The 21,655-nt window shown below is 58.2% G+C and carries 15 protein-coding genes; 6 read left to right on the top strand and 9 right to left on the bottom strand.

Going from position 1 to position 21,655, the window contains the following annotated elements; genetic code table 11:
- Nucleotides 1-22 precede the first annotated feature (22 nt).
- Nucleotides 23-847, bottom strand: a complete 825-nt coding sequence (locus ACFIOZ_RS07370; RefSeq protein ID WP_386083037.1) for a hypothetical protein — start codon at nt 845-847, stop codon at nt 23-25.
- Nucleotides 848-1,055: 208 nt separating this feature from the next.
- On the opposite strand from ACFIOZ_RS07370, the gene pgm reads away from it, so the two are divergent.
- Nucleotides 1,056-2,651: a phosphoglucomutase (alpha-D-glucose-1,6-bisphosphate-dependent) gene (gene pgm / locus ACFIOZ_RS07375; protein WP_386083038.1), complete on the top strand. Its 1,596-nt coding sequence runs from the start codon at nt 1,056-1,058 to the stop codon at nt 2,649-2,651.
- Between the two features lie 64 nt (nt 2,652-2,715).
- On the opposite strand, the gene ACFIOZ_RS07380 is transcribed toward pgm, so the two are convergent.
- The gene (locus tag ACFIOZ_RS07380; protein WP_386083039.1) at nt 2,716-4,116 is read right to left on the bottom strand and encodes a hypothetical protein; all 1,401 of its coding nucleotides are present in this window, start codon (nt 4,114-4,116) and stop codon (nt 2,716-2,718) included.
- A 65-nt stretch (nt 4,117-4,181) separates the two neighbouring features.
- Here ACFIOZ_RS07380 and ACFIOZ_RS07385 point away from each other — a divergent pair, with 65 nt between their 5' ends.
- From ACFIOZ_RS07385 to ACFIOZ_RS07405, 5 genes are all read left to right on the top strand, one after another.
- Nucleotides 4,182-5,063: a protein phosphatase 2C domain-containing protein gene (locus ACFIOZ_RS07385; protein ID WP_386083040.1), complete on the top strand. Its 882-nt coding sequence runs from the start codon at nt 4,182-4,184 to the stop codon at nt 5,061-5,063.
- 189 nt (nt 5,064-5,252) lie between these two features.
- The gene (locus ACFIOZ_RS07390; protein WP_386083041.1) at nt 5,253-5,483 is read left to right on the top strand and encodes a hypothetical protein; all 231 of its coding nucleotides are present in this window, start codon (nt 5,253-5,255) and stop codon (nt 5,481-5,483) included.
- A gap of 292 nt (nt 5,484-5,775) precedes the next feature.
- The gene (locus ACFIOZ_RS07395) at nt 5,776-5,982 is read left to right on the top strand and encodes a hypothetical protein (protein WP_386083042.1); all 207 of its coding nucleotides are present in this window, start codon (nt 5,776-5,778) and stop codon (nt 5,980-5,982) included.
- Nucleotides 5,973-6,218, top strand: a complete 246-nt coding sequence (locus tag ACFIOZ_RS07400) for a type II toxin-antitoxin system PemK/MazF family toxin (RefSeq protein WP_386083043.1) — start codon at nt 5,973-5,975, stop codon at nt 6,216-6,218. The genes ACFIOZ_RS07395 and ACFIOZ_RS07400 overlap by 10 nt, the downstream gene beginning before the upstream one ends.
- Before the next feature lie 117 nt (nt 6,219-6,335).
- A complete protein-coding gene (locus ACFIOZ_RS07405) occupies nt 6,336-6,596 on the top strand; it encodes a hypothetical protein (protein WP_386083044.1) in 261 nt (86 codons plus the stop codon).
- A gap of 1,442 nt (nt 6,597-8,038) precedes the next feature.
- Here ACFIOZ_RS07405 and ACFIOZ_RS07410 read toward each other — a convergent pair.
- The 7 genes from ACFIOZ_RS07410 to ACFIOZ_RS07440 form a co-directional block, all read right to left on the bottom strand.
- Complete coding sequence (locus ACFIOZ_RS07410; RefSeq protein WP_386083045.1) at nt 8,039-8,548, bottom strand: REP-associated tyrosine transposase; 510 nt, start codon at nt 8,546-8,548, stop codon at nt 8,039-8,041.
- Between the two features lie 71 nt (nt 8,549-8,619).
- Nucleotides 8,620-9,138, bottom strand: coding sequence for a transcription/translation regulatory transformer protein RfaH (gene rfaH, locus ACFIOZ_RS07415; protein WP_386083046.1), 519 nt, complete (start codon nt 9,136-9,138; stop codon nt 8,620-8,622).
- 35 nt (nt 9,139-9,173) lie between these two features.
- Complete coding sequence (locus tag ACFIOZ_RS07420) at nt 9,174-10,499, bottom strand: aminotransferase class I/II-fold pyridoxal phosphate-dependent enzyme (RefSeq protein ID WP_386083047.1); 1,326 nt, start codon at nt 10,497-10,499, stop codon at nt 9,174-9,176.
- Nucleotides 10,496-17,956: an SDR family NAD(P)-dependent oxidoreductase gene (locus tag ACFIOZ_RS07425; RefSeq protein WP_386083048.1), complete on the bottom strand. Its 7,461-nt coding sequence runs from the start codon at nt 17,954-17,956 to the stop codon at nt 10,496-10,498. Before ACFIOZ_RS07425 ends, ACFIOZ_RS07420 begins: the two co-directional genes overlap by 4 nt.
- Nucleotides 17,953-19,578 carry an LTA synthase family protein gene (locus ACFIOZ_RS07430; protein ID WP_386083050.1) on the bottom strand — a complete coding sequence of 542 codons (1,626 nt, stop codon included), beginning with the start codon at nt 19,576-19,578 and terminating at the stop codon, nt 17,953-17,955. Before ACFIOZ_RS07430 ends, ACFIOZ_RS07425 begins: the two co-directional genes overlap by 4 nt.
- The gene (locus tag ACFIOZ_RS07435) at nt 19,571-20,404 is read right to left on the bottom strand and encodes an SDR family NAD(P)-dependent oxidoreductase (protein ID WP_386084013.1); all 834 of its coding nucleotides are present in this window, start codon (nt 20,402-20,404) and stop codon (nt 19,571-19,573) included. Before ACFIOZ_RS07435 ends, ACFIOZ_RS07430 begins: the two co-directional genes overlap by 8 nt.
- A gap of 8 nt (nt 20,405-20,412) precedes the next feature.
- Nucleotides 20,413-21,654 carry a capsule biosynthesis protein gene (locus ACFIOZ_RS07440; RefSeq protein ID WP_386083051.1) on the bottom strand — a complete coding sequence of 414 codons (1,242 nt, stop codon included), beginning with the start codon at nt 21,652-21,654 and terminating at the stop codon, nt 20,413-20,415.
- Nucleotide 21,655: the final 1 nt, after the last annotated feature.

The following is a 21,655-nucleotide window of genomic DNA, read 5'->3' on the forward strand; positions in this document are numbered from 1 at the left end:
ATCCTCCGGAAAACGAGCCATCCTATGCCCTCTGCTGCATATGTAATCTGGTAAGGCTCAGCACCTGGTCGATTTGGTCACGCTCAAGCAATTTGAGCGGAGTGTCGTTGCTGCTGGCAGGTTCATGTCGTACCAAAAGGAAGCGGATTAACTCTTCCGTATCCCATGCTGCCGTTTCAGTGAGTAGCTTTGAGAGGCCGGGTAACAGCCGTCTCCTGCTCTCATCGAACTGGAAACGTGGAAAACTCAAGTCACCGGAAGCCGTGCGCCGTGCAATCAGCTTCCCTCTTTGAGCGCGTTTTCGGATAGCTTCCTCGGTAGTATCGAAAAATTCAGAAACCCACCTGGTAGAAACCGCGCCCCCCGCATCCTCAATTAATTGCTGAAAACGCTCAGTACCCTTGAGTTTTAATCTCTCCACTCTGTCAATCGGAGTGTCATCAAGTGAGGCCCTGGCAATTCCGGCGAGAAGCCTTGGATCAGATGAACGCAACAGTTGGTCTACTGATTCAGGCGGAAGATTGCCCACCTCTCGGGATATGGCCTCAACCCCCCTTAAAACAAGTTCCGCACGAGCACGGGAAGCTTTGGCTCTCTTGGCCTTGGTTCTCTTGACTTTGGCTTTCTTGGCTATGGCCCTGTGCCTGACTACTCCGCCAGTAGTGTAATTTTGCGCTTCGCTATTATCAGCCGTGGGCGCTACACCGCTCTCAAGAGAATTTACCTCTTCGGGATAGTAAAGCCGAAAAGCAGCTTTCATCTGCTTCAAAGCACGCTCTAAGTCTTCTTGATATTCAGAAGCACGTTGCTTCGCTTGTTTGTCGGACTGATTTGTCTCATCAATCATGGCTTGTGTGTCCTGTTTGTCTTGCTAGTTACAGTATAGGACTGGGTGGACAAAGCTGCAAAAGGGTCAGCTGACATTTTTACGTGCGCTGGTTTCACTATCTTGGTTTCGCTAACTACGTAGCGCACTATAAGTTGCTGCGTGTAAACTATCTTGTATGAATACGGCACCAATTAAGACGTGGCTAAACCGAGCAAGGGAGACGTAAATGGATGTTGTCACAAAGGCTTTTTATGATGAAAAACCGAGTGCCAGCGTGCCCAAGGAACGGGTTTCGTTTGGCACCTCTGGCCACCGGGGCCGCTCCATGGAGCGCACCTTTAATGCTGGGCATATTTATGCGATTACCCAGGCAGTGGTCGACTATCGCACTGAGGCGGGCTATCAGGGGCCGCTTTTTTTAGGTTTCGACACCCACGCGCTTTCGCGCCCCGCCTGGGAGTGCGCACTGCAAGTGCTGGCCGCGAACCGGGTACCGGTACTCGTTGAGAAGGATCACGGTTACACCGCGACGCCGCTGATTAGCCAGGCGATTTTGCACCACAATCATCCTGAGGATCAGGCGGCGCCGGATGTGGCATTTGCGGATGGTTTAATTATCACCCCTTCGCATAACCCGCCTGAAGATGGCGGCATTAAGTACAACCCGCATCACGGCGGGCCCGCGGATACCGATGCCACCGGCTGGATTGAGTTGCGCGCCAACGCTTACCTGCTGCGCCAGTTAGAAGATGTGCCAACTGTGCCGGTGGATGAGGCGATTGCCCACGCTCAGGAGTACGATTTCACCGCACATTATGTTGCCAAACTGGGCAGCGTCGTCGATATCGCCGCGATTCAAGAAGCTAACCTGACGTTAGGCGCTGACCCTATGGGCGGCACTGCACTGCCGGTATGGCAAGCGATAGCGGCACACTACAACCTTAATCTTGAGGTGGTGAATTCCACTATCGATGCTGCGTTTGCGTTTATGCCGCCGGATCACGACGGCAAGATCCGCATGGACTGCTCGAGCCCTGCGGCGATGGCCAATCTGCTCAACATTAAAGACCGCTTCGATATCGCTTTTGGTAACGACCCGGATGCCGACCGCCACGGTATTGTCGATGCCAGCGGCTTGATGAACCCGAACCACTTTTTGGCGGTGTGCATCGATTACCTGATTACTCATCGCCCAGAGTGGGCGGCTAGCCTGAAGATTGGTAAGACGCTGGTATCGTCTTCCATGATTGATCGCGTCGTTGCCTCTCACCAGCGCGAGCTTTATGAAGTGCCGGTAGGCTTCAAGTGGTTTGTGGATGGCCTGCATGAGGGTTGGCTGGCCTTTGGCGGGGAGGAGAGCGCTGGCGCTAGTTTGCTGACCCGTGACGGTAAGGCGTGGTCGACCGATAAAGATGGCATCGTGCTCTGTTTGCTGGCGGCGGAAATCATGTCGGTGACCGGCAAGACACCTAGCGAGTACTACCGCACGCTGACTGAGCGTTTCGGCGAGCCTTTCTATAAGCGCGTGGATACGGCTTGTTCACCGGAAGAGAAGGCGGCATTCAAGAAACTGACCGCCGAAAGTGTGACCGAGAAGCAGCTTGCTGGTGACCCGATTACTGCGGTGTTGGTCAACGCGCCCGGCAATGGTGCCGCTATTGGTGGTATCAAAGTCACCACCGAAAACGGTTGGTTTGCCGCTCGGCCAAGTGGCACCGAATCGCTTTATAAAGTGTATGCCGAAAGCTTTAAAGGCGAACAGCACCTGGACGAGCTGATCGACAACGCCACTGAGCTGTTGGCCGGTGTGTTGAAGGGATAGAGTCGCCCTGGGGCAACTGACATGGGGCAGTTAAAATGGGGCAGCTCAATGCCCCATGGATTGGCTAAACCGCTGGTTCGGCAACCGGTGTGTTTTGCAGGTGGTACTGGTACAGAATCAGGTTAGCCAGTAACGATTCAGAAAGAATGTCAGCTTGCTCTTTTGCGGGTAATACAACGCTCAATTCAGCATTGTCGCGCTTCAGCATTTTCTTGTTACGCACAATGCTGTGAGGTCTGATGCGTGAAAACAGCTCCTCTTCATCCACCACAAGCAGGCCGCTATTTTCGTTGTGATCTATGCCGTGTAGAGAGTTAAGTGTCTGGATGCTCTCGCTGTTCGTACTCTTGTCCCATAGGGAGAGAACCTGTTCGGTGCTTACTTCCAGCGGCAAGAAGAAGAACACTTCCGGCTTACCGCATCGTCTCAATTCACGGGTCATGCCAAGAAAGAGTGCTTGACTTGCGATGTCGTGCAGTGGCTCTGCAAAGATATCAGGCGCGTTGTACAGGAAAGGCAGCTCTTCTGATAACTCCTGGAGCAGCCATGCCAGCGCGGTGTAAGCGCCTTCTGCATTACGGCATGTGCTGAGGTTGGCGACCCCGGAAATGCTCGGCGAGAGCTGGCCTTTGAAGACATTGGTATGTTGACTGCGCCGAGGGATGATCAGGCCGCCATCGTTCGTCCTGATCAGGCAGCTTAGCCCCAGGTGGTTTTCTGGCAGTGCTGTATTCAGTGCGCTCAGGGATGGCCCGGGTTCTAGCAGGCTGCGGTAGGTGAGCCCGCCCGGTAGCTGCATTTCCGGCAGCATGTTGGTCGCCAGGTAGTTGTAGTAGAACGACTTTTTAAAACGTATTGAAAACTGTTCGGGCTGGGCGTGCCAATCATGAACCGCGAGTGTCAGCCCGTTATAGTCGTAGCGGTCAATGGCATTGAAGCGCTTGAGGATCGTATCCAGCCCCTGGTCATTGATCACCCAGGGGAGCTCATACCACTCATCCATTAACTCGAACTGGATATCTGTAATTTTCAAGGCGGTAGTGGGTAGCCACTCGATCACGCTCTGACTCACCATCAGATCTTTTCGGGTTGCGAGCCTGTCTTGTTGGTGCTCGGGCAGCTCGTCTTGCGAAATGCCGATCAAGGCCTGGACGTTACCCAGTGCATTGCGCTTCAGGGCGAGGAAGCGGTGGCGTTCGCTCTTGTAGCAGGTCAGGTAGAAGCGGGTATCAAGGGAGTAGCGCTGCTTCTCCTGTTTGCTGGTCGTGATCACCAGAAGAATCAAGGCTCCTTGCACTAGGGCGAACTGCACCGAGTTGATCAGGAAAGAGAGATTGAACCCCTCCATTATCTCCTTGCCCAGGGCAAATACCCCTAGAAAACCATGCAGCAAGAGGCCGAACCAAAGGGCTGAGCGCCACCGCTGTCGAGAAAACACGATACTTAAATAATGCGTGACACTCACTTGTGCCTCCTTGCAGGCAGATCCACTATTGATTGATATATAGATAGTACTCTTTGGATATGAACATGGCGAACGGCAATAATTTGAATGGCTTGCAGGGGATTGCCAGTGTTAGTGATGCTGGTCAGGCCGCCTATAACGAAGACACTTTTTATATCGGGCCTGATCTTGCTTTTGTACTGGACGGCGCCACAGGGCTGGGCGAACCGCTTATCGCAGAAGAGGGCAGTGACGCCTGCTGGTTCGTTTCCCGCTTGAGTGATTTACTTTGTAATGCTTGGTCTACCCAGCTAACCCTGGATGATGCGTTAAGCGATGCCCTCGCAAAAGTAAGTGCGGAGTGGCGGGCTAGCGTATCGCCGTCACTGCCAGGCTATCAGCTGCCTTCTGCTGGGATGGCGCTTGTAGCGCAAGAGGGGGATGAGCTGGTGTTAGCCCGTTTGGGCGACTGTGAGCTGTATGTGAACGACGGGGTGGATACCTGGCGCGTTTTTGGCGACAACGCGCTGCATAGGCTTGATGAGCGCGCTCTCGATAGGTTGAAGCAGCTTCAGCGGCAGGGGGAGCCGCCCGAGAAGGCACTGCAGGCGATCAAACCCATGTTGATGGAGCATCGTGAGCAAATGAATGCTGCTCATGGGTACTCAGCTTTAAGTGTGGTGGGGCTTGAGCGAATCAAACCGGAGGTGCGGCGATTTAAACGAAGCAGTATCAAACGGGTGCTGCTAACGAGCGATGGCTTTTCAGCGGCTTGGCAGGCGTATGGCTTTGATGCCCCGGAGTCTTGGTTAATGCGGGAAGATCCAGCGGCCCAATTAGCATTTGTGCTTCAGCAGTTGCGAGCGTGCGAAACACTGGATGCCGACACGGTAAGGTTTCCTCGATTTAAACGCCACGATGATGCCACGGCGGTAATCATTGATATTGTCCCGGTAGACGAAACATAGCGCAGTGGTGCCGGGTTTAGGCTCGTGTGGGCAATGTTGGTTGGTTGCCACTGGGCGTCGTTCCGACGCCTCCCGCGGGTGCCTACGAACGCTCGTTGAACTCGCGTTCTTCGTTACCACGCGCTACGGGTGCAATTACTCGGTTTCGGTGGTGTGATGACGTGAACACCCCTTGGAATCCCCATCTTCATGTGCATGCGTGATTTAGTAGCGCGTGGTAAGCCTACGGCGCACCCGCGGGAGCAGCGCGAAGCGGTGCCGGGGTTGGCTTGTGCAGGCAGTGTCGGTTGGGTGCCACAGGGCGTCGTTCCGCCGCCTTTCGTGCCGGGCTGCCGCTGCAGGTGCCTACGAACGCTCGCTGAACTCGCGTTCTTCGTTACCACGCGCTACGGGTGCACCCGCTCGATTTCGGTGGTGTGATGACGTACACACCCCTTGGAATCCCCACCTTCATGTGCAGGCGTGATTTAGTAGCGCGTGGTAAGCCTACGGCGCACCCGCGGGAGCAGCGCGAAGCGGTGCCGGGGTTGGCTCGTGTGGGCAGTGTTGGTTCGGTGCCCTTGGGCGTCGTTCCGACGCCTCCCGCGGGTGCCTCATTCGCTCGTGCCTCGCGAGATTCGTTACCACGCGCTACGGGGTGTGGTAATACTCGAATTTATTGCAAAAAGGGTGTCCAATGATTAGCCAAGATGTGAAGGGTTAGGAGGATACGATGTACGCGATTGAATTTGAAACCGATATCCAGGATGGTGTGGTCAATATTCCTGATGAGTATAAAGCGTTTGCTAATAGGCATGCGCGTGTTGTTATCTTGCTGGAAGATGATCCCGAAAGCTCGGATCTGCGAGCATTTTCTGAACATTCAGCGGGATTGGTAGACGAATGGAGCAGTGCAGATGAGGACGCAGTATGGAAGTGAGGCGAGGTGAACTCGTATTGTGCGAGTTCTACTTTTCTGACTCTAAACAGCGGAAGCTCAGGCCCGTGATTGTTTTTAGAGATAACCTGCCTTTTGATGATTTTGTTGGGATCCCTGTCAGTAGCCAATTACATAGACTGCATAATGATGAATCGTTACTTGAAGAAGCTGATTTAGAAGAAGGTAGTCTGCCAAAGCGTTCTAAAGTTATGGTAAGAAAAACATTTGTCATTTAAAAACAGGTAGTTGTAAAGAGATATGGCTCTTTAACGGCCGCACGCTTTCAACAACTCCATCAGGATTTCTGTCGGTATTTTGATTGCTGTTGACCGCTCTTGGGAGTCCCCACCTTCATGTGCACGCGTGATTTAGTAGCGCGTGGTAAGCCTACGGCGCACCCGCGGGAGCAGCGCGCAGCGGTGCCGGGGTTGGCTTGTGTGGGCAGTGTTGGTTGGGTGCCACTGGGCGTCGTTCCGACGCCTTTCGCGGGTGCCTACGAACGCTCGCTGAACTCGCGTTCTTCGTTACCACGCGCTACGGGTGCACACGCTCGATTGCAGTGGTGTGATGACGTGCACACCCCTTGGAATCCCCATCTTTATGTGCACGCGTGATTGAGTAGCGCGTGGTAAGCCTCAGGCGCACCCGCGAAAGCAGCGCGCAGCGGTGCCGGGGTTTGGCTCGTGTGGGTATTGTTGGTTCGGTGCCCTTGGGCGTCGTTCCGCCGCCTCCCGCGGGTGCCTACGAACGCTCGTTGAACTCGCGTTCTTCGTTACCACGCGCTACGGGGTGCACACGCTCGATTGCAGTGGTGTGATGACGTGCACACTCCTTGGAATCCCCATCTTCATGTGCAGGCGTGATTTAGTAGCGCGTGGTAAGCCTACGGCGCACCCGCGGAGCAGCGCGCAGCGGTGCCGGGGTTGGCTTGTGTGGGCAGTGTTGGTTCGGTGCCCTTGGGCGTCGTTCCGCCGCCTCCCGCGGGTGCCTACGAACGCTCGTTGAACTCGCGTTCTTCGTTACCACGCGCTACGGGTGCACACGCTCGATTGCAGTGGTGTGATGACGTGCACACCCCTTGGAATCCCCATCTTTATGTGCACGCGAGATTGAGTAGCGCGTGGCAAGCCTACGGCGCACCCGCGGAGCAGCGCGCAGCGGTGCCGGGGTTTGGCTTGTGTGGGCAGTGTTGGTTGGTTGCCACTGGGCGTCGTTCCGACGCCTCCCGCGGGTGCCTACGAACGCTCGTTGAACTCGCGTTCTTCGTTACCACGCGCTACGGGTGCAATTACTTGGTTTCGGCGGTGTGATGACGTGCACACCCCCTTGGAATTCCCGTCTTCAAGTGCAGGCGTGATGGAGTAGCGCGTGGTAAGCGAAGCGCACCCGCGGGAGCAGCGCGAAGCGGTGCCGGGGTTAGGCTCGTATGGGCATTGTTGGTTGGTTGCCCTTGGGCGTCGTTCCGACGCCTCCCGCGGGTGCCTCATTCGCTCGTGCCTCGCGAGATTCGTTACCACGCGCTACGGGTGCAATTACTCGGTTTCGGTGGCGTGATGACGTGCACACCCTCTTGGAATCCCCGCCTTCAAGTGCATGCGTGATTTAGTAGCGCGTGGTAAGCCTACGGCGCACCCGCGGGAGCAGCGCGAAGCGGTGCCGGGGTTAGGCTCGTATGGGCAGTGTTGGTTGGTTGCCCTTGGGCGTCGTTCCGACGCCTCCCGCGGGTGCCTCATTCGCTCGTGCCTCGCGAGATTCGTTACCACGCGCTACGGGTGCACCCGCTCGATTGCAGTGGTGTGATGGCGTACACACTCCTTGGAATCCCCATCTTCATGTGCACGCGAGATTGAGTAGCGCGTGGTAAGCCTCAGGCGCACCCGCGGGAGCAGCGCGCAGCGGTGCCGGGGTTGGCTTGTGTGGGTATTGTGGGTTGGGTGCCACTGGGCGTCGTTCCGACGCCTCCCGCGGGTGCCTACGAACGCTCGCTGAACTCGCCTTCTTCGTTACCACGCGCTACGACAAGCATCGATTTCGGTGGTTGTTTTCGTCACGCGCTTTATTCCCAATCCATATCGGCGACATCGGGGGCTTGTTGGGTGCCCCAGTCGGGGTCGTACCAGCCTTTTTGAACGCATTGTTGAAAGCTTGACCACTCCCAGTCCCGTGGGGCTTTCGTCCAGCCGTGTTTGACGGGGTTGTAGTGAATGTAATCCATATGGCGTTGCCAGTCGTTTTCGTCGCGAATGACGTGTTCCCAGAAGCCCCGCTGCCAGGCGTTATGGGTGCCGGGTGGAAAGAGGAATTCCTGTGAGGCGAATTTTTTGATATCCCGCCAGCGTGAGGAGTAGTCGGCGTCGCCTTCAGGCAATCTCCACAGGCAGTGGAGGTGGTCAGGGAGCAGTACGAATGCATCCATTGCGAAAGGCTGCTCTTCTCGGACTCTGCGAAAGGCACGTCCTAGTGCATCAATATTAAGACGATCCGCCAGCAGTGGTTGTCGTGCGTAGGTGACGACGGTAAAAAAGTAGCAGCCGCCAGGAACATGCGCGCGTCGATAGGTTGCCACCCTTGCCTCCATGCAGAATGATTGGGTTATGAAGGCCTAGTGTAGCGCATCGTTATGGGCTGTGTGGGCTATTACTTGCTTAAAGTATCGAGCGGTATTTCCAGATGCTGGGGTCGGTTGAGCACATTGAGCAGCACGATGGCGCGCTCTTCGCCTTTACAGCGGGTGAAGATGACTTCCAGGTCTTTGAAGGGGCCGTCGGTGATGATGACTTTCTCGCCGGCGTTGAAGTAGGTGTGAATGCCTTCGTTGCTGTGCGGCTGGGCGCGCAGGGTTTCGACGAGTTGCGAAGGCACTGAGACGGGTCTGTCGCCAAAGGTGAGCAGGCGCAGCACGCCGCGGGTGGAGCGAATGGGCCGCCAGTTGCTGACTAACTGATCCAGGCAGATAAACAGGTAGTAGGGGAAGAGCGGTTCGGTCACCGTAGTGAGCTTGCCTTGACGCTTGCGTTGGCTATTCAGAACAGGATGAAACACCTCATACCCTTGGTTGGCGAGGTGCTCGGCAGCGCGAAATGATTCGCCCCCTTTACACTGAATAACGTACCAGGCGGGCGCTGCTGCGCCCTCCTGGTCATTGCAAACATCCATGCCATCATCCTTGCGTCTGGAAAAGCGTTACAAAATTATGGCAGTAGCGCGGTGAGCGCATCAAGGGTTTGATCAATGTGCGCCTGGGTGTGATCACAGGAGAGAAAGAAGCGTAACCGTGCGCTTTTTTCGGGTACCGCCGGGTGCAGAATCGGCTGTACGTTGATGTGCTGTTCCAACAGGGCGTTGGAGAGCCTGGCAGCCGACGCGGAGCTGCCAATAATCACTGGTACGACCGCGGCGCCGACGCTTTTGCCGGTATCTAACCCACGGGCAGTGGCCTGCTCTAGGAAGTAGCGGGAGATGGCGTGCAGGCGCTCTACCCGTTCGGGCTCTTGCTGCATCAATTGCAGCGCGGCCAGCGAAGGGGCGGCGACCTGGGCGGGCATGCCGACGCTGTAGAGAAAGCCGGGAGCCAGGTAGCGCAGCGTTTCCACCAGTGGCTTGCTGCCCGCGATATAACCACCACAGCCTGCCATGGCTTTACTCATAGTGCCCATCCAGATATCCACATCACGCGGGTCGATATCGAAATACTCGCGTAGCCCTAGTCCGGTGTCGCCCATGACGCCAAAGGAGTGGGCTTCATCGACCATCAGCCAGGACTGGTAGCGCTGCTTGAGCTCGATAAAACGGGGCAGCTCTGGGATGTCACCGTCCATGCTGTAGAGCCCTTCGATCACCACCAGTACGCGTTCAAACTGATGCCGATGACGGGCCAGCAGGGCTTCCAGCGCGGCAGGGTCGTTATGGCTAAACGACATGCGCTTGGCGCCGGAAAGCTGTGCGCCGACCAGCGAGCTGTTGTGGATATACTCGTCGTGGAGCACTAAATCCTTGGGCCCGAGCAGGTAGCCCAACGTAGAGACATTGGTGGCGTGGCCACTGACAAACACCACGGCATCTTCAACGTCGTAGGCGCTGGCCAGGGCTTGTTCCAGCTCCTGATGAATGGGCCTTTCGCCCGAGACCACGCGGCTAGCGGAGACCGAGGTGCCGTAGCGGGCCACAGCATCGCAGGCGGCCTGGTTAATGCGCGGGTCGCCTGAGAAGCCAAGGTAGTTGTAGCTGGCAAAGTTAATGCAGCTCTGCCCATTGATCACGCTGGTCGCCCCGGCGGTGCCTTCGTGCACCTTGAAAAAGGGGTCGACCAAGCCCAACTGGTCGGCGGCCTGACGCATCATGGCAATTTGCTGGTAGCCGGGTTGGGCATCAAAGCGCGTGAAGCGCTCGGGCACTGTTCGCTGTTCAGTTCCTTGCCCGTTGAACGACGGTGCGGCGGCGCTGGCAGCACGCGGCGCGGTGCGCCTGCGTGCTTTTTCCAACAGTTGCTGTTTCAGTTCAGAGCGCTTGGCGGTCATGGTGTCTCAGTCGCGGGTGATGAAGAGGCAGACGCAGGCTCAGTGGAGAAGCCTTCTGCACCGTGTTGTGCGGCCAGCGAGGCTATCGCATCTTGCGGAGCGTCTTCAACATCGTCGTGCTGATGCATTTTCTGAATCAGTACGCCCGCCAGCTTGTCGAGGGTGGATGCTTCACTGAGCACCATTACTGACACTTGAACGCCCAAGCGGTTCTCGATAGCGGTCATAAGCTCAACGCCCATCAGGGAGTCAAAGCCCATATCGTAGACCGAACGGTGAATATCGAGCTTCTCTTCATCAATCAGCAGGATGCTGGCCAGCTCGGCGCGCAGCAGGTCGGTGACGGTGCTGTGCAGCTCCTCCGGCGAAAGGTCGGCCAGTAGGGCGCTGATATCATCGTCGGCATCCCGGCTGCCGTCGTCGTCGCTGTCGCGGGCAATTTCGTTAAAGCGCGGTGCTTCAGCCGTCGGTAAGAAGCGGGCAAGCGCGCCCCACTCCAGTTCCAGCACGCCCAGGCTTGGCCCTGGGGTCAGCAGCATCTGTTCGAGTACTTTCAGCGCGTCCTCCGAGCGCAGCGCTGAGCCGCCCAGGCGCTCTTGTAGCGCATCTCGGGTGCGAGTATTGCGGGCCAGGAAGCCGACATCTTCAATGGCACCCCAGCGCACGCAGGTGGCCGGTAAGCCCGCAGCGCGGCGGCTGGCGGCAAATGCTTCCAGCCAGTGGTTGGCGGCGACGTAGTTAGCCTGGCCAGGGTTGCCGAACAGCGTAGTGGCTGACGAGTAGAGCACGAAGAAGTCCAGCTCGGCCTCACGGGTGAGTGCATCGAGGTGGCGGGCACCATCGATTTTGGGCGCTAGCACTTTCTGAATGCGTTCGGCGTCCAGGTTGCGAATCAAGCCGTCGTCGATCACCGTGGCGGCGTGCACAATGCCGCGTAGCGGTGCCAGTTCACCCTTGGCGCGCTCCAGCACATCGGCCAGCGCAGCGCGGTTGGTGATATCGCAGGCCGCGGCGAGTACCGTCACCCCTTGCTGCTCAAACGCCGCCATCGCTGCCTGGGCCTCTTCACTGGCGGGGCCACTACGGCTGAGCAGAATCAACTGCCGTGCGCCTTTATCGACCAGCCATTGAGCGGTTCTTAACCCAAAACCACCCAGGCCGCCGGTGACCAGGTAGCTGGCATCCGCGGAGAGCTGCATCGTTGCGGTACCTAGCACGTCGTTTTTCGGCGGCGCGATAGGCTGTTCGTAAGTCACCACCACTTTGCCGATCTGGCGCGCCTGCTGCATATAGCGGAAGGCATCGATGACCTGGGTGTGGCTGAACGAGGTAAACGGCAGCGGGCTAAGGGTGCCGTCGTTAAACAGCGCCATCATCTCGCCAAACAGGCGTTGGGTAAGTGCGGGCTGCACCTTCATTAGCTGGTCGGAGTCGATACCGAAGTAGCTTAAGTTATTGCGGAACGGGCGCAGGCCAATATGGGTGTTTTCGTAGAAGTCGCGTTTACCCAGCTCCAGGAAGCGGCCGAACGGACGCAGGGCGCGCAGGTTCTGGTTGATCGCTTCCCCGGCGAGTGAGTTAAGCACCACATCGACGCCTTCGCCCTGGGTATCTTCGAGGATCTCTTCGGCGAAGGTGAGCGAACGCGAGTCGTAAAGCCGCTCTATCCCCATCAGCCGCAGGAAGTCGCGCTTCTCTTCGGAGCCTACCGTTGCGTAGATTTCCGCGCCCAGCCACTGGGCAATTTGCAGCGCGGCGATGCCTACGCCACCCGCGGCACCGTGAATCAGGATTTTCTCGCCGGGCTCGACCCGCGCCAGATGTTTGAGCGCGTAGTAGACCGTGAAGAAGGTGGTCGGAATCGTGGCCGCCGCGGCAAAGCTAATGCCCTCAGGCAGCGGTGCCACCGCGTGCTGGCTGGCGATTACCTTGTCGCTGAAGCTGGCGGGCCCAAAGCCCACCACGGCTTGCCCAGGCGTCACGTGGGTGACGTTGCTGCCCACGCTTTCGACCACGCCTGAAAACTCAAGGCCCAGGGTCGGCCCGGCAAAGCCGTTCTCGATCGCTTCGTCGGAGAGCAGGCCGAGGGTGTACATCACATCGCGGAAGTTGAGCCCGGTGGCTTTAACACGAATGGCCACCTCATCGGCATCGGCTTCCGGTAGCGGACGCGGGCGCCAGGTCAATTGGCGCAACTGCCCAGGCATGGAGAAGCCCAGCGTCATCGCTTGGTTCGAGGGTCTGCTTTGATCCGCTGCTGCCGGGCGGGGTGCCGGTAGCGTGCGCAGTCGGGTCGCAAAGCGATGGCCCTGATGATCAATCAGCGCTTCGTTTTCGCGATCCGGTTGGGCCAGCAGCTGCGCCCAGGTATGCAGCGCGGATTCGCTCATCGTCGCCGGTACATCCAGCAGGTAAACGCTATGACCGACGGCCTCGTTGGCCAGTGAGCGGCCAAAGCCCCACAGGGCGGCATCGCCAGGGGCTTCTCTATCGCTAAGGCCAGCGTCAGTCGTTGCCTGCCAGAGTGCGCTCAGGCCGTTGGTCACTAGCCATAGAGAGGCGGCGAGGGAGTGCTGCTCCAGGGCTAGCGTCCACTGTAGCGCGTGCTCACAGCGTGCGGTTTGCGACTCGGTGCTGCTGGCGCCGAGGCCACGCAGGTCTATGACATTGAGCGGTAGTTCTCCATGCTCACCCATTTCAGGTTGGGCGAGCGCTGGCTGCGTTAAAGCGTGTTCAAGCAGCTCGGCGGGTGCACCGTGGCTGAGGCTGAGCAGGGCCGGAGCGCCTAGTGATTGCAGCGCTTCGACCAGGCTGGCGGCGAGCGCTTCACTCTGGTCATCCGCGATCACCAAATGGCGCCGCGAAGCGGTGCCGAGTGTGCTGGCGGCGGTGTCAAACGGGTAGTGGGCGTGGAGCAGGTAGGCACCGCTGTCACTCTCTTCCAGCGCCATCGGCGCGGAAACCACAAAGCCTTGGTCGTTTAGCCAGCCGACAAGGGCCTCTTGCTCCAGGGCGGTTTGATCAATGCCAGGTGTGGCCAGCAGATCATCTAACCAGCGACTGGGGGCGATGCCGATCAGCATCACTTGGGCGCCGGGGGCTAGCTGCTCAGGTAAGGCTTCAATCAACTGACGCGTGGCGGCAGGTTGGGTGATATCCACACTGACAAACGCCAATTGCGCTTTTTCAACGTCGCTGGGGGCGGTTAATGCCGCCGCGTCGTTTTGGTCAAGGTGCTGGATATCCATCAGCGGGAAGCGCTCTTGCAACTGCTCCGCCTGATGGCGCGTGCTATCGAGGGTGGTGATAACACGGTAGTGGGTAAGGTCGTGGTAAAGCGCTTGGGCGCTGCGTTCCAGCAACCGTTCGCCCAACGCAGGCGCGCTGGGGCCCGCTTCCAGCAGCTGCAAACGCTGCCCCGCGGGGAGCTCTGCTATCAGGGCATCGATCAACTCGGCTAACTCGCCTGCCAATGCCTGCCAGCCGCTCTCACCCACCAGCACACGGTTCAAGCGCGCCAGTTGGTCGTGGCTAATGCCCAGCGTTTCAAGATCGCTGGAGCCACTACGTAGCGCCTGCTGGTGAAAGCCTAAACGGCCCACCAGGTGAATGGGCGCAAAGTAGTCGGGGTAGTCCTGTACCAGCAACTGCCAGATAACGTCTGGCGAGTGCTGGGCTTCATCAGCTTCGCTGCTATTAACAGCGGTATCAGCCACGGTATCAACCACGCTATCAAAAACGCTATTTTGCTGGGCGAAGGCTTCGCTGAGAGTGTCTAGCAGCGGGGCGACTTCATTGCCATAACGCTGCCCGGTGCTTTCGCCGTAAGCGCTGGCGATATCGGCCAGGCGGGCGAGCGCATCGGTGGGCAGAGCCAGCGGTTCTGCCTGCAGTGGCGCTGGAGTGAGCTCCACATCCAAATAGCTGAAGTGCTGGTGATGGGCGCGGTTGAGACGAATCGCTTTGAAGCGGGTTTTGCTCAAGACGGCGACCGCATTTCCGGCGGCGTCATACAGCTCGAAATCGGCAGTGAAGGAGTGCGGCGCACGCTTGCCCATCACGGCGCGGGCGATGACCGGCATGCCCGTCTGGGTGTTGACTTGAATGCGCCCTACGCGCACCGGAACAAAGGCAAGCTGGGAAGCAAACTCGCTGTGCTGGGCCAGCAGCGGGATAAACATTTGGAAAGCGCTATCCAGAATGCCGGGGTGCACGTGCAGCGTGCTGAGCTGCGCCTGGACTTCATCCGAGAGGGCGATTTCGCCAATTACCGCATCGCCTTCAATCCAGCCGTGGGAAATCGCCTGGAAAGCAGGGCCATAGTGCAGGCCAATGCGCTCGGCCATTTCCAGGTGGTCTGCCAGCGTGTAGTCCGGTGCACGGGTGGGTAGCGCAGGGGCTTTGCGATTGAGCAAAAAGCCACGGCTTTCACGCATGGTGCGCGCCACGGCATTCAACTGCCACTCAACCCCGGTGGCTGGCTCGCGGGAGTGGATCTCCAGGCGGCCATCTTCCGGCAAGTAGGCCAACCGCATGGTGCGACCATGGGGGCCATCCAGCAGCAGCGGGGCGCGGATTTCCAGCTCTTCGATATCCAGTAGTGGGGAGTCTTTTAGCTGCAGTGCCGCCGCTAACGTTAGCTCCACAAAACCTGCACCGGGGAATACCGCGCCTTCACCCACCACGTGGTCAGCCAGCCAGAGCTGGCGCTGGGTGTCGAGTTGGCTCTCCCAGGTGTGTTCGTGCTGGGCTAACGGGTAACCCAGCAGCGGATGCTGGTAGTAGCGAGAAAGCAGGCCTTGGCTGTCACTGGTGCTGTGTACCCAGTGGTGGCTACGCTGCCAGGCATAGCGGGGTAACGGTACGCGCTGGCCTGCCACAGGGAAGTAGCGGCTGCCCATGGCAAGACCGCTTAACAGCACTTGACTCAAGCAGCGCTGCAAACCCTCAAGGCCCGGCTTATGGCGCTCGATGGTGCCAAACACCAGCCCAGGGCGCTCCAACTGGCGGAGTGACTCATTGAGGTAACGGCGCAGTATGGGGTGGGCACCAATCTCTACAAATACGTTATGGCCTTGCTCCATCAGCGCGCTGGCGGCGGCTTCAAACAGCACCGGCTCACGAATATTTTTCCACCAGTAGGTGGCATCCAACTCAAGACCGTCACTTAGCGCGCCGGTCACGGTGGAGTAGTAGGGGATCTGCGTGGGCCGTGGGGTAATGTCTGCCAGCGCGTCAATAACCCCGGCTTCAATGCTGTCCATCGCAGGGCTGTGGAAGGCGTAGTCCAGAGGGAGACGCTTCGCAAAGATATCCTGCTCGCTTAGAGCGGCTTCCAGGGCGCCGAGCTGTTGGCTGTCGCCTGCTAGCGTAATACCTTTCGGGCTGTTAATGCCGGCCAGACAAACCTGACTGAACTCGGGCTTATCGAGCCACGCGGCGATGTCGTCGGCGCTCATGGCCACGGCGGTCATTTCGCCTTGGCCACGGGTTTGGCCCTGGTAGTCGCTGCGGTAGTAAATCACTTTCACCGCATCTTCCAGGCTCAATGCGCCGCTGGCCCAGGCGGCGGCTACTTCACCGACGCTGTGGCCGAATACCGCCGTGGGTGTGATGCCTTGTTCGTAAAGCCACTCGGTTAAGGCTACTTGCAGGGCAAACAGCGCCGGCTGGGCAATCTCGGTTAAGCCGAAGCGGTTCTCCTCACGTTGACCATTACGACCTTCGAGCTCGGCACGCAGTGAGAAATCACCGTACTGCTGAAAGAGGGCGTCAACGCGGTCGATGGCCTCAGCGAAAATCGGCGATTCGGCGAGCAGGTCGTGCCCCATGGTCTCCCACTGGCAGCCGTTGCCGTCGTAAACGAACACCGGGCCTACCGCGTTGGGTAGGCGCTCCAGCGTAATAACGCTATTGGCTTCACCGGCGGCAAACTCGCTGAGTTGCGCAGCGGCTTCTTCCGCCGTTTGGGCGTACAGCAGCGCTCCATGGCTATGCTGGTCGCGGTGGTTGAACAGCGTATAGGCGATATCGTAAAAGCTGGCGCTGTCGTTTTCGCGTAAGTCGTTTTCACGCAGAAAGTTAGCCAGGGCTTCAGCGCTTTGGCTAAGCGCGGCTTCACTGCGGGCGCTAAGGCGAAGGGGTAGCGGTGTATCCGGCGTTTGTGGTTCGGGGTTTGTCCGCTCGGGCGGGCTTTCCAAAATAACGTGGGCGTTGGCGCCGCCAAAACCGAAGGAGTTCACGCCAATGACCAGGCGGCCCTGCTTCTTAAGCGACTGAGCCTTGGTAACCACCGAGATATTCCACTCATCAAACTTGATGCGCGGATTGAGTTTACGTATGCCAATGGTGGCGGGGACTTCGCGATGCTGAATGCTGTAGAGCGCCTTGGCCAGACCCGCCACGCCGGAGGCGGTTTCCAGGTGGCCCAGGTTGCTCTTTACCGAGCCAATCAGCAGCGGCGTTTTACGCTGCTGACCGAGTGCTTCACCAATTGCGCGGGTCTCGATCGGGTCGCCAACGGCGGTACCGGTGCCGTGGGCTTCCAGGTAGTCGATTTCATCCGGCGAGATGCCTGCCTGCTGGTAGGCGCGCTTCATTAAGTCAATTTGGGCGTTGGGGTTAGGCACCGTTAGGCCGGATTTATGGCCATCGGTGTTGACCGCAGAGCCTGCCACTACGGCAATAATGTTGTCGCCGTCGGCTACCGCTTGGTCATACTCCTTGAGTAGGAAAAGGCCTGCCCCTTCCGAGCGCACATAGCCGTTGCCCGCTTCATCGAATACCTGACAGCGGCCAGTGGGTGAGAGCATGCTGGCTTTGGAGAAGATGATAAAGCCATAGGGGTGGAGGTGCAGGCTAATACCGCCCGCCAGCGCCATTGTGGTTTCGCCACTGCGAATCGATTGGCAGGCCTGGTGAAAGGCTACCATTGAGGACGAGCAGGCGGTGTCCAGCGACATGCTGGGGCCATGCAGGTCAAATACGTACGACAACCGGTTAGAGGCAATACTGGAGGTGTTGCCGGTAGCGGTGGAGGCGTCAATCGCCGCCATGTCGTCTGCGATGCGATACGAGTAGTCGAGACTGGCAACGCCTAAAAATACCCCACACTGGCTGCCGCGCAGGGAGCTTGGCTGAATGCTGGCGTTTTCCATGGCTTCCCAGGCGAGTTCCAGGAGCATGCGCTGCTGGGGATCCATGTTGGCTGCTTCGCGGGGGGAAATACCAAAAAACTCAGCGTCGAACCCACTGATATCGCCCAGGCTGCCAGCGGCAAAGGTCACGCTGGTGCCGGGGTGGCGCTTATCCGGGTGTAAAAAGACGTCGTGGCTCCAGCGATCGGCGGCCACTTCGGTAACTAAATCTTTTTCGGCTTGCAGGTCCTGCCAGAACGTTTCAGGGGTGGTGCCGGGGAAACGATGGGCGGCGCCGATAATGGCAACGCGTTTAGTCATTCTTGCTCCTGAGGTTCTGGTTCTGCCTTGATCACATCGTTACTTATATCGTGTCCAAACACCTGTTTAAATAACTGGACACCAAGTTCGTTTGCGGCTAATTCGAGTGGCTCATTAGTCGTTTCCCAATGCGCCGTTGCCAACCGCTCGCTTGCTGCTTTCCAATCCGCTGATGACCATACCATGTAGGGGGTGCGGCTATCTGGAGGCGTAAAGTGCGCATACGCCTCAGGCAGAATCGGCACATGATCCCCATACCAGCCTAGCAGCCCTGGTCGCTTTGCAGTATTTAGCGAATTTTTAACGCTGGCTAGCATCTTGTCGGATTCACTTAAATGGTGCAAATAGACCGCCAAATCACGCAAATGATCGGGCAGCGGCCATGGCGCGTTGGGCAGCGTAGTGGCTAGCGTCGCCCGATTGGGGGCTTCTAAATGGAGCGGGCCGTGATTCTCCATGGTGATAACAAACACAAATAGCGGTCTATTATCGTCATCTTCAAGCAGCCGTCCAATCTTTCGTGCAACCGCCTGGTCACTAACGTACTGGCCACTTTTGTCGCTGCTCTTGAAGGCATTGATATCTATAAAGTGATCGAAGCCTAATTGGGGCATCACTTTGTGGCGAAAATAGAAGCTTGCCAGATAGGGGTGCACGCACACCGTGCGGTAGCCCGCTGCTTTTAACGCACTCGCTAAACTGGGCATTGGGTGGCGAGCAAGCGTGCGGTAAGGGTTGAACTGGCGCGCGCCCCACTGACTGGGGGCAGTGCCGGTTAACAGGGCACACTCGGTGCGCACTGTATTGGCGCCCCAGGCGGGTACGCTTAACGCGCCGTGCAGGCTGGCACTTGCGCGAGTGGCATCAAAGTGGGGGAGCAGGTCGCTGTGAACTTCTGCACACCAGGGGCGCGGGTCGAAAAACGATTCGCTCTGCACCAGCACTATATTGGGGAGTAGCTGCTCGCTTTGATGCGCGCTCGCCACCGCCGTTAAAGCGTGAAAGGGGGATTGCTCCGGCGCAGGCACGGGTGAGCGCATCAGCGCGACACCGTAAGCCCACAGGCTGGCGAATAGCCCCAAGCGGTATAGGTCGTCTGCGGGGCGTAAGGTAATGGCGGGGAGCCTGCTCACGCTCAATACCAGTAGAAAAGCGCCTGCCGCTATTAACCCCAACGCATTGGTTAAAAAACGGCTGGCACCCTCGCTGGTTACCAGTGAGCCTTCCCAGTAAAAGAAGCCGCCAATCGCTACCGCAGCGGCGCTGCTGGCGGCAATCGCCAAGCCAACCCCGAAGAAAGGCACGTAGAGGCGCGGGTGGAGAATGGCGTCCCAAAAGTATTCAAAGTCGTGGCAGATAAACGGCTCGTTGAGCGTATGGGATTTAGCATTGCTCGACTGCACGACGACCAGTTGCAGTGAGAGAAACACCATCAACGCAAACCACGGGCGCTGGAGTAGCAGCACCAGCACTCCGAAAAGCAGTAGCCATGTGCCAAGGTGGACACTATTGGCGGCTGCTCCGCGCTGCCAAAAAGGGCGCGGCCGCGGGCTGAGCAGGGCTTCAAACGCGCCGCTTATCAACAGCCCCAATAGCAGCGGCCCTATCAGCGCGCTAATCATGGGGCGTGTCTCCCGGGTGATTAAAGCCCAGGCGTTTGATCAGCCACTGAGAGACTCCTGCGGGCAGAACCGCCAGCCACCAGGTGCCAAAATTAAGCGGGAAGGGGAAGCTGATGCGTGCGCGGTTTGCAGTGATACCGCGCTTAATGACCTTGGCAGCACGCTCGGGGGGCCACTCCCAGGGTTTGGGGCCAGGCATGGCTTCACACATCGGTGAGGTGACATAGCCGGGCATGACCACCGTTACGCCGATACCGTGAGGCGCGAGCAGCCCACGTAGCCCTTCGCCATAGGCCTTGATACCCGCTTTGCTGGCGCTATAGCTGGGTGTAGTGGGTAAGCCGTGCCATGCTGCCAGGGAGCTGATCAGCACGAGCTGACCGCTGCCGCGGGCCTGCATGACAGGCACCAGGTGCTGCACCATGGCGATAGGGGTTTTCAGGTTAATATCCAGCAGCCCCTGTACGTCCTCCCAGGGCTCTAGGAGAGCTGGCCCTTGGGGGTGGGTATTCTTGCCCGCGTTGGCAATCACGATATCCGGTACTTGTTGGGCGCAGAGTTCGGACAGCCAACCTTGCAGGGCGTGATCATCGGTTAGATCGACCGTGGATAGGGTGACTTGAGCGCCTTGCAGGCGGCAAGTGCTGGCAATTGCCTCTAGCTTCTCCTGCTGCCGACCGTGCAGCACCAGGTGGGTGCCGGTGGCGGCATAGGCGTTGGCCAGAGCGCCCCCAATTGCACCAGTGGCACCGGTGATCAGCACGCAGCGGTTATTAGGCGGCTGTTTCGTCGTCGCTTGCTCAGTAGCGGTCACGGGTTCTGTTATAGAGTCAGTCACAGCAGCTTCTCCAGCGGCGACGGACAGGCTTCGAGTATGCGGGCGGCGTTATCCACGGCTAAGTCGATGCCGGGCTGGCAGTAGTAGCCACCGTTAACCTGAACGGCGTGCATGACGGTCTTGTGAAAATAGCCAAAAAGCTCGTCGTTGGGCGGCTGCGGCTGCTGCCAAAAATCCGCCAGCTCGCCTTGATAGGTCAGTCCATCTAAATTGTAGATCGGATCGCTCAGCGCATAGGTGGGACAGTTCTTCTCTAGCGATACGATGCCCACTGTGCTGTTAACGGTCACATTGCCCCTGGCGTGTTTGAGCAGGGCGTTGAGATCCCCCGACTCCAGGTAAACGATGCGCCCTTGCAGGCCATGACGCTCTTCAAGCTGTTTGATGATCTTGGGGTAATTGACCAGGCCCATATCCAAAGGGTGGTTCTTGATGCACAGCTGCGTCTCGCTGGGTGCATGTTTAGCGAACGATGCCATCACATCGTCCATCACTTCCTGCATACTGGCGTAGGGGGAGTGATCGCGAATTTGCGCATCGCTATTTAACTGCAGCGGCAGCATAAAATAGGGAAGACCGCTTTCGATTAGCGCTTTGATGCGCGCCGCATCGCGCTTTTTCCAAACCGCTTTTAGCTGTGCAAACCGCTTGATGTAGCCTGCGTACTCAACCGGAGCGGTGATTGGCGCGTGATTGCGGTAGTGCGGCGCGACCAGCGGATTGGCCAGCCCGGCCAAGTGGTAGCCCACATCGTGCATGGCGCGAATTTTAAAAGATGAGCGAAAGCGCACCGGTGCGGGTGGCTCGGGCAGTGCTTTGCCCGTCTCATAAAACCAATTGGGATCGCGGGGCAGCAGCGAGTGGCCGTTAACCCCTTCGCGCTCCAGTGTGATCCAGAAAGGGCGAAAGTAGCCCTCTTCAAACACATGGGTGCGTACGCCTGCGGCGGCGGCATTATCGACTGCGGGGCGGTGGATAGGGCGACGATCACCGAACACTACCTGGTCGGTGATGGCGTACTGCTCCCAGAGTGATTTGATATAGCCGGGTAATTCCGCGGTTGGGCCGCGATACAGGTGGCTTTCGCTGTGGGTACGCTGCCAATAGGCGATATCGCCCGCATTAAAGTTGACCTTAACGACTCGGTGCCCATCGTTAACCAAGCGCTTGGCCAAGCGCTGGTAAAAGGGTGAGCAAACGCCCTGCAAAAATAAGAATGCACGCTTCTGATGCTTCAAC

It is taken from the genome of Vreelandella sp. F11, from assembly GCF_042466685.1.
GTDB lineage: Bacteria > Pseudomonadota > Gammaproteobacteria > Pseudomonadales > Halomonadaceae > Vreelandella.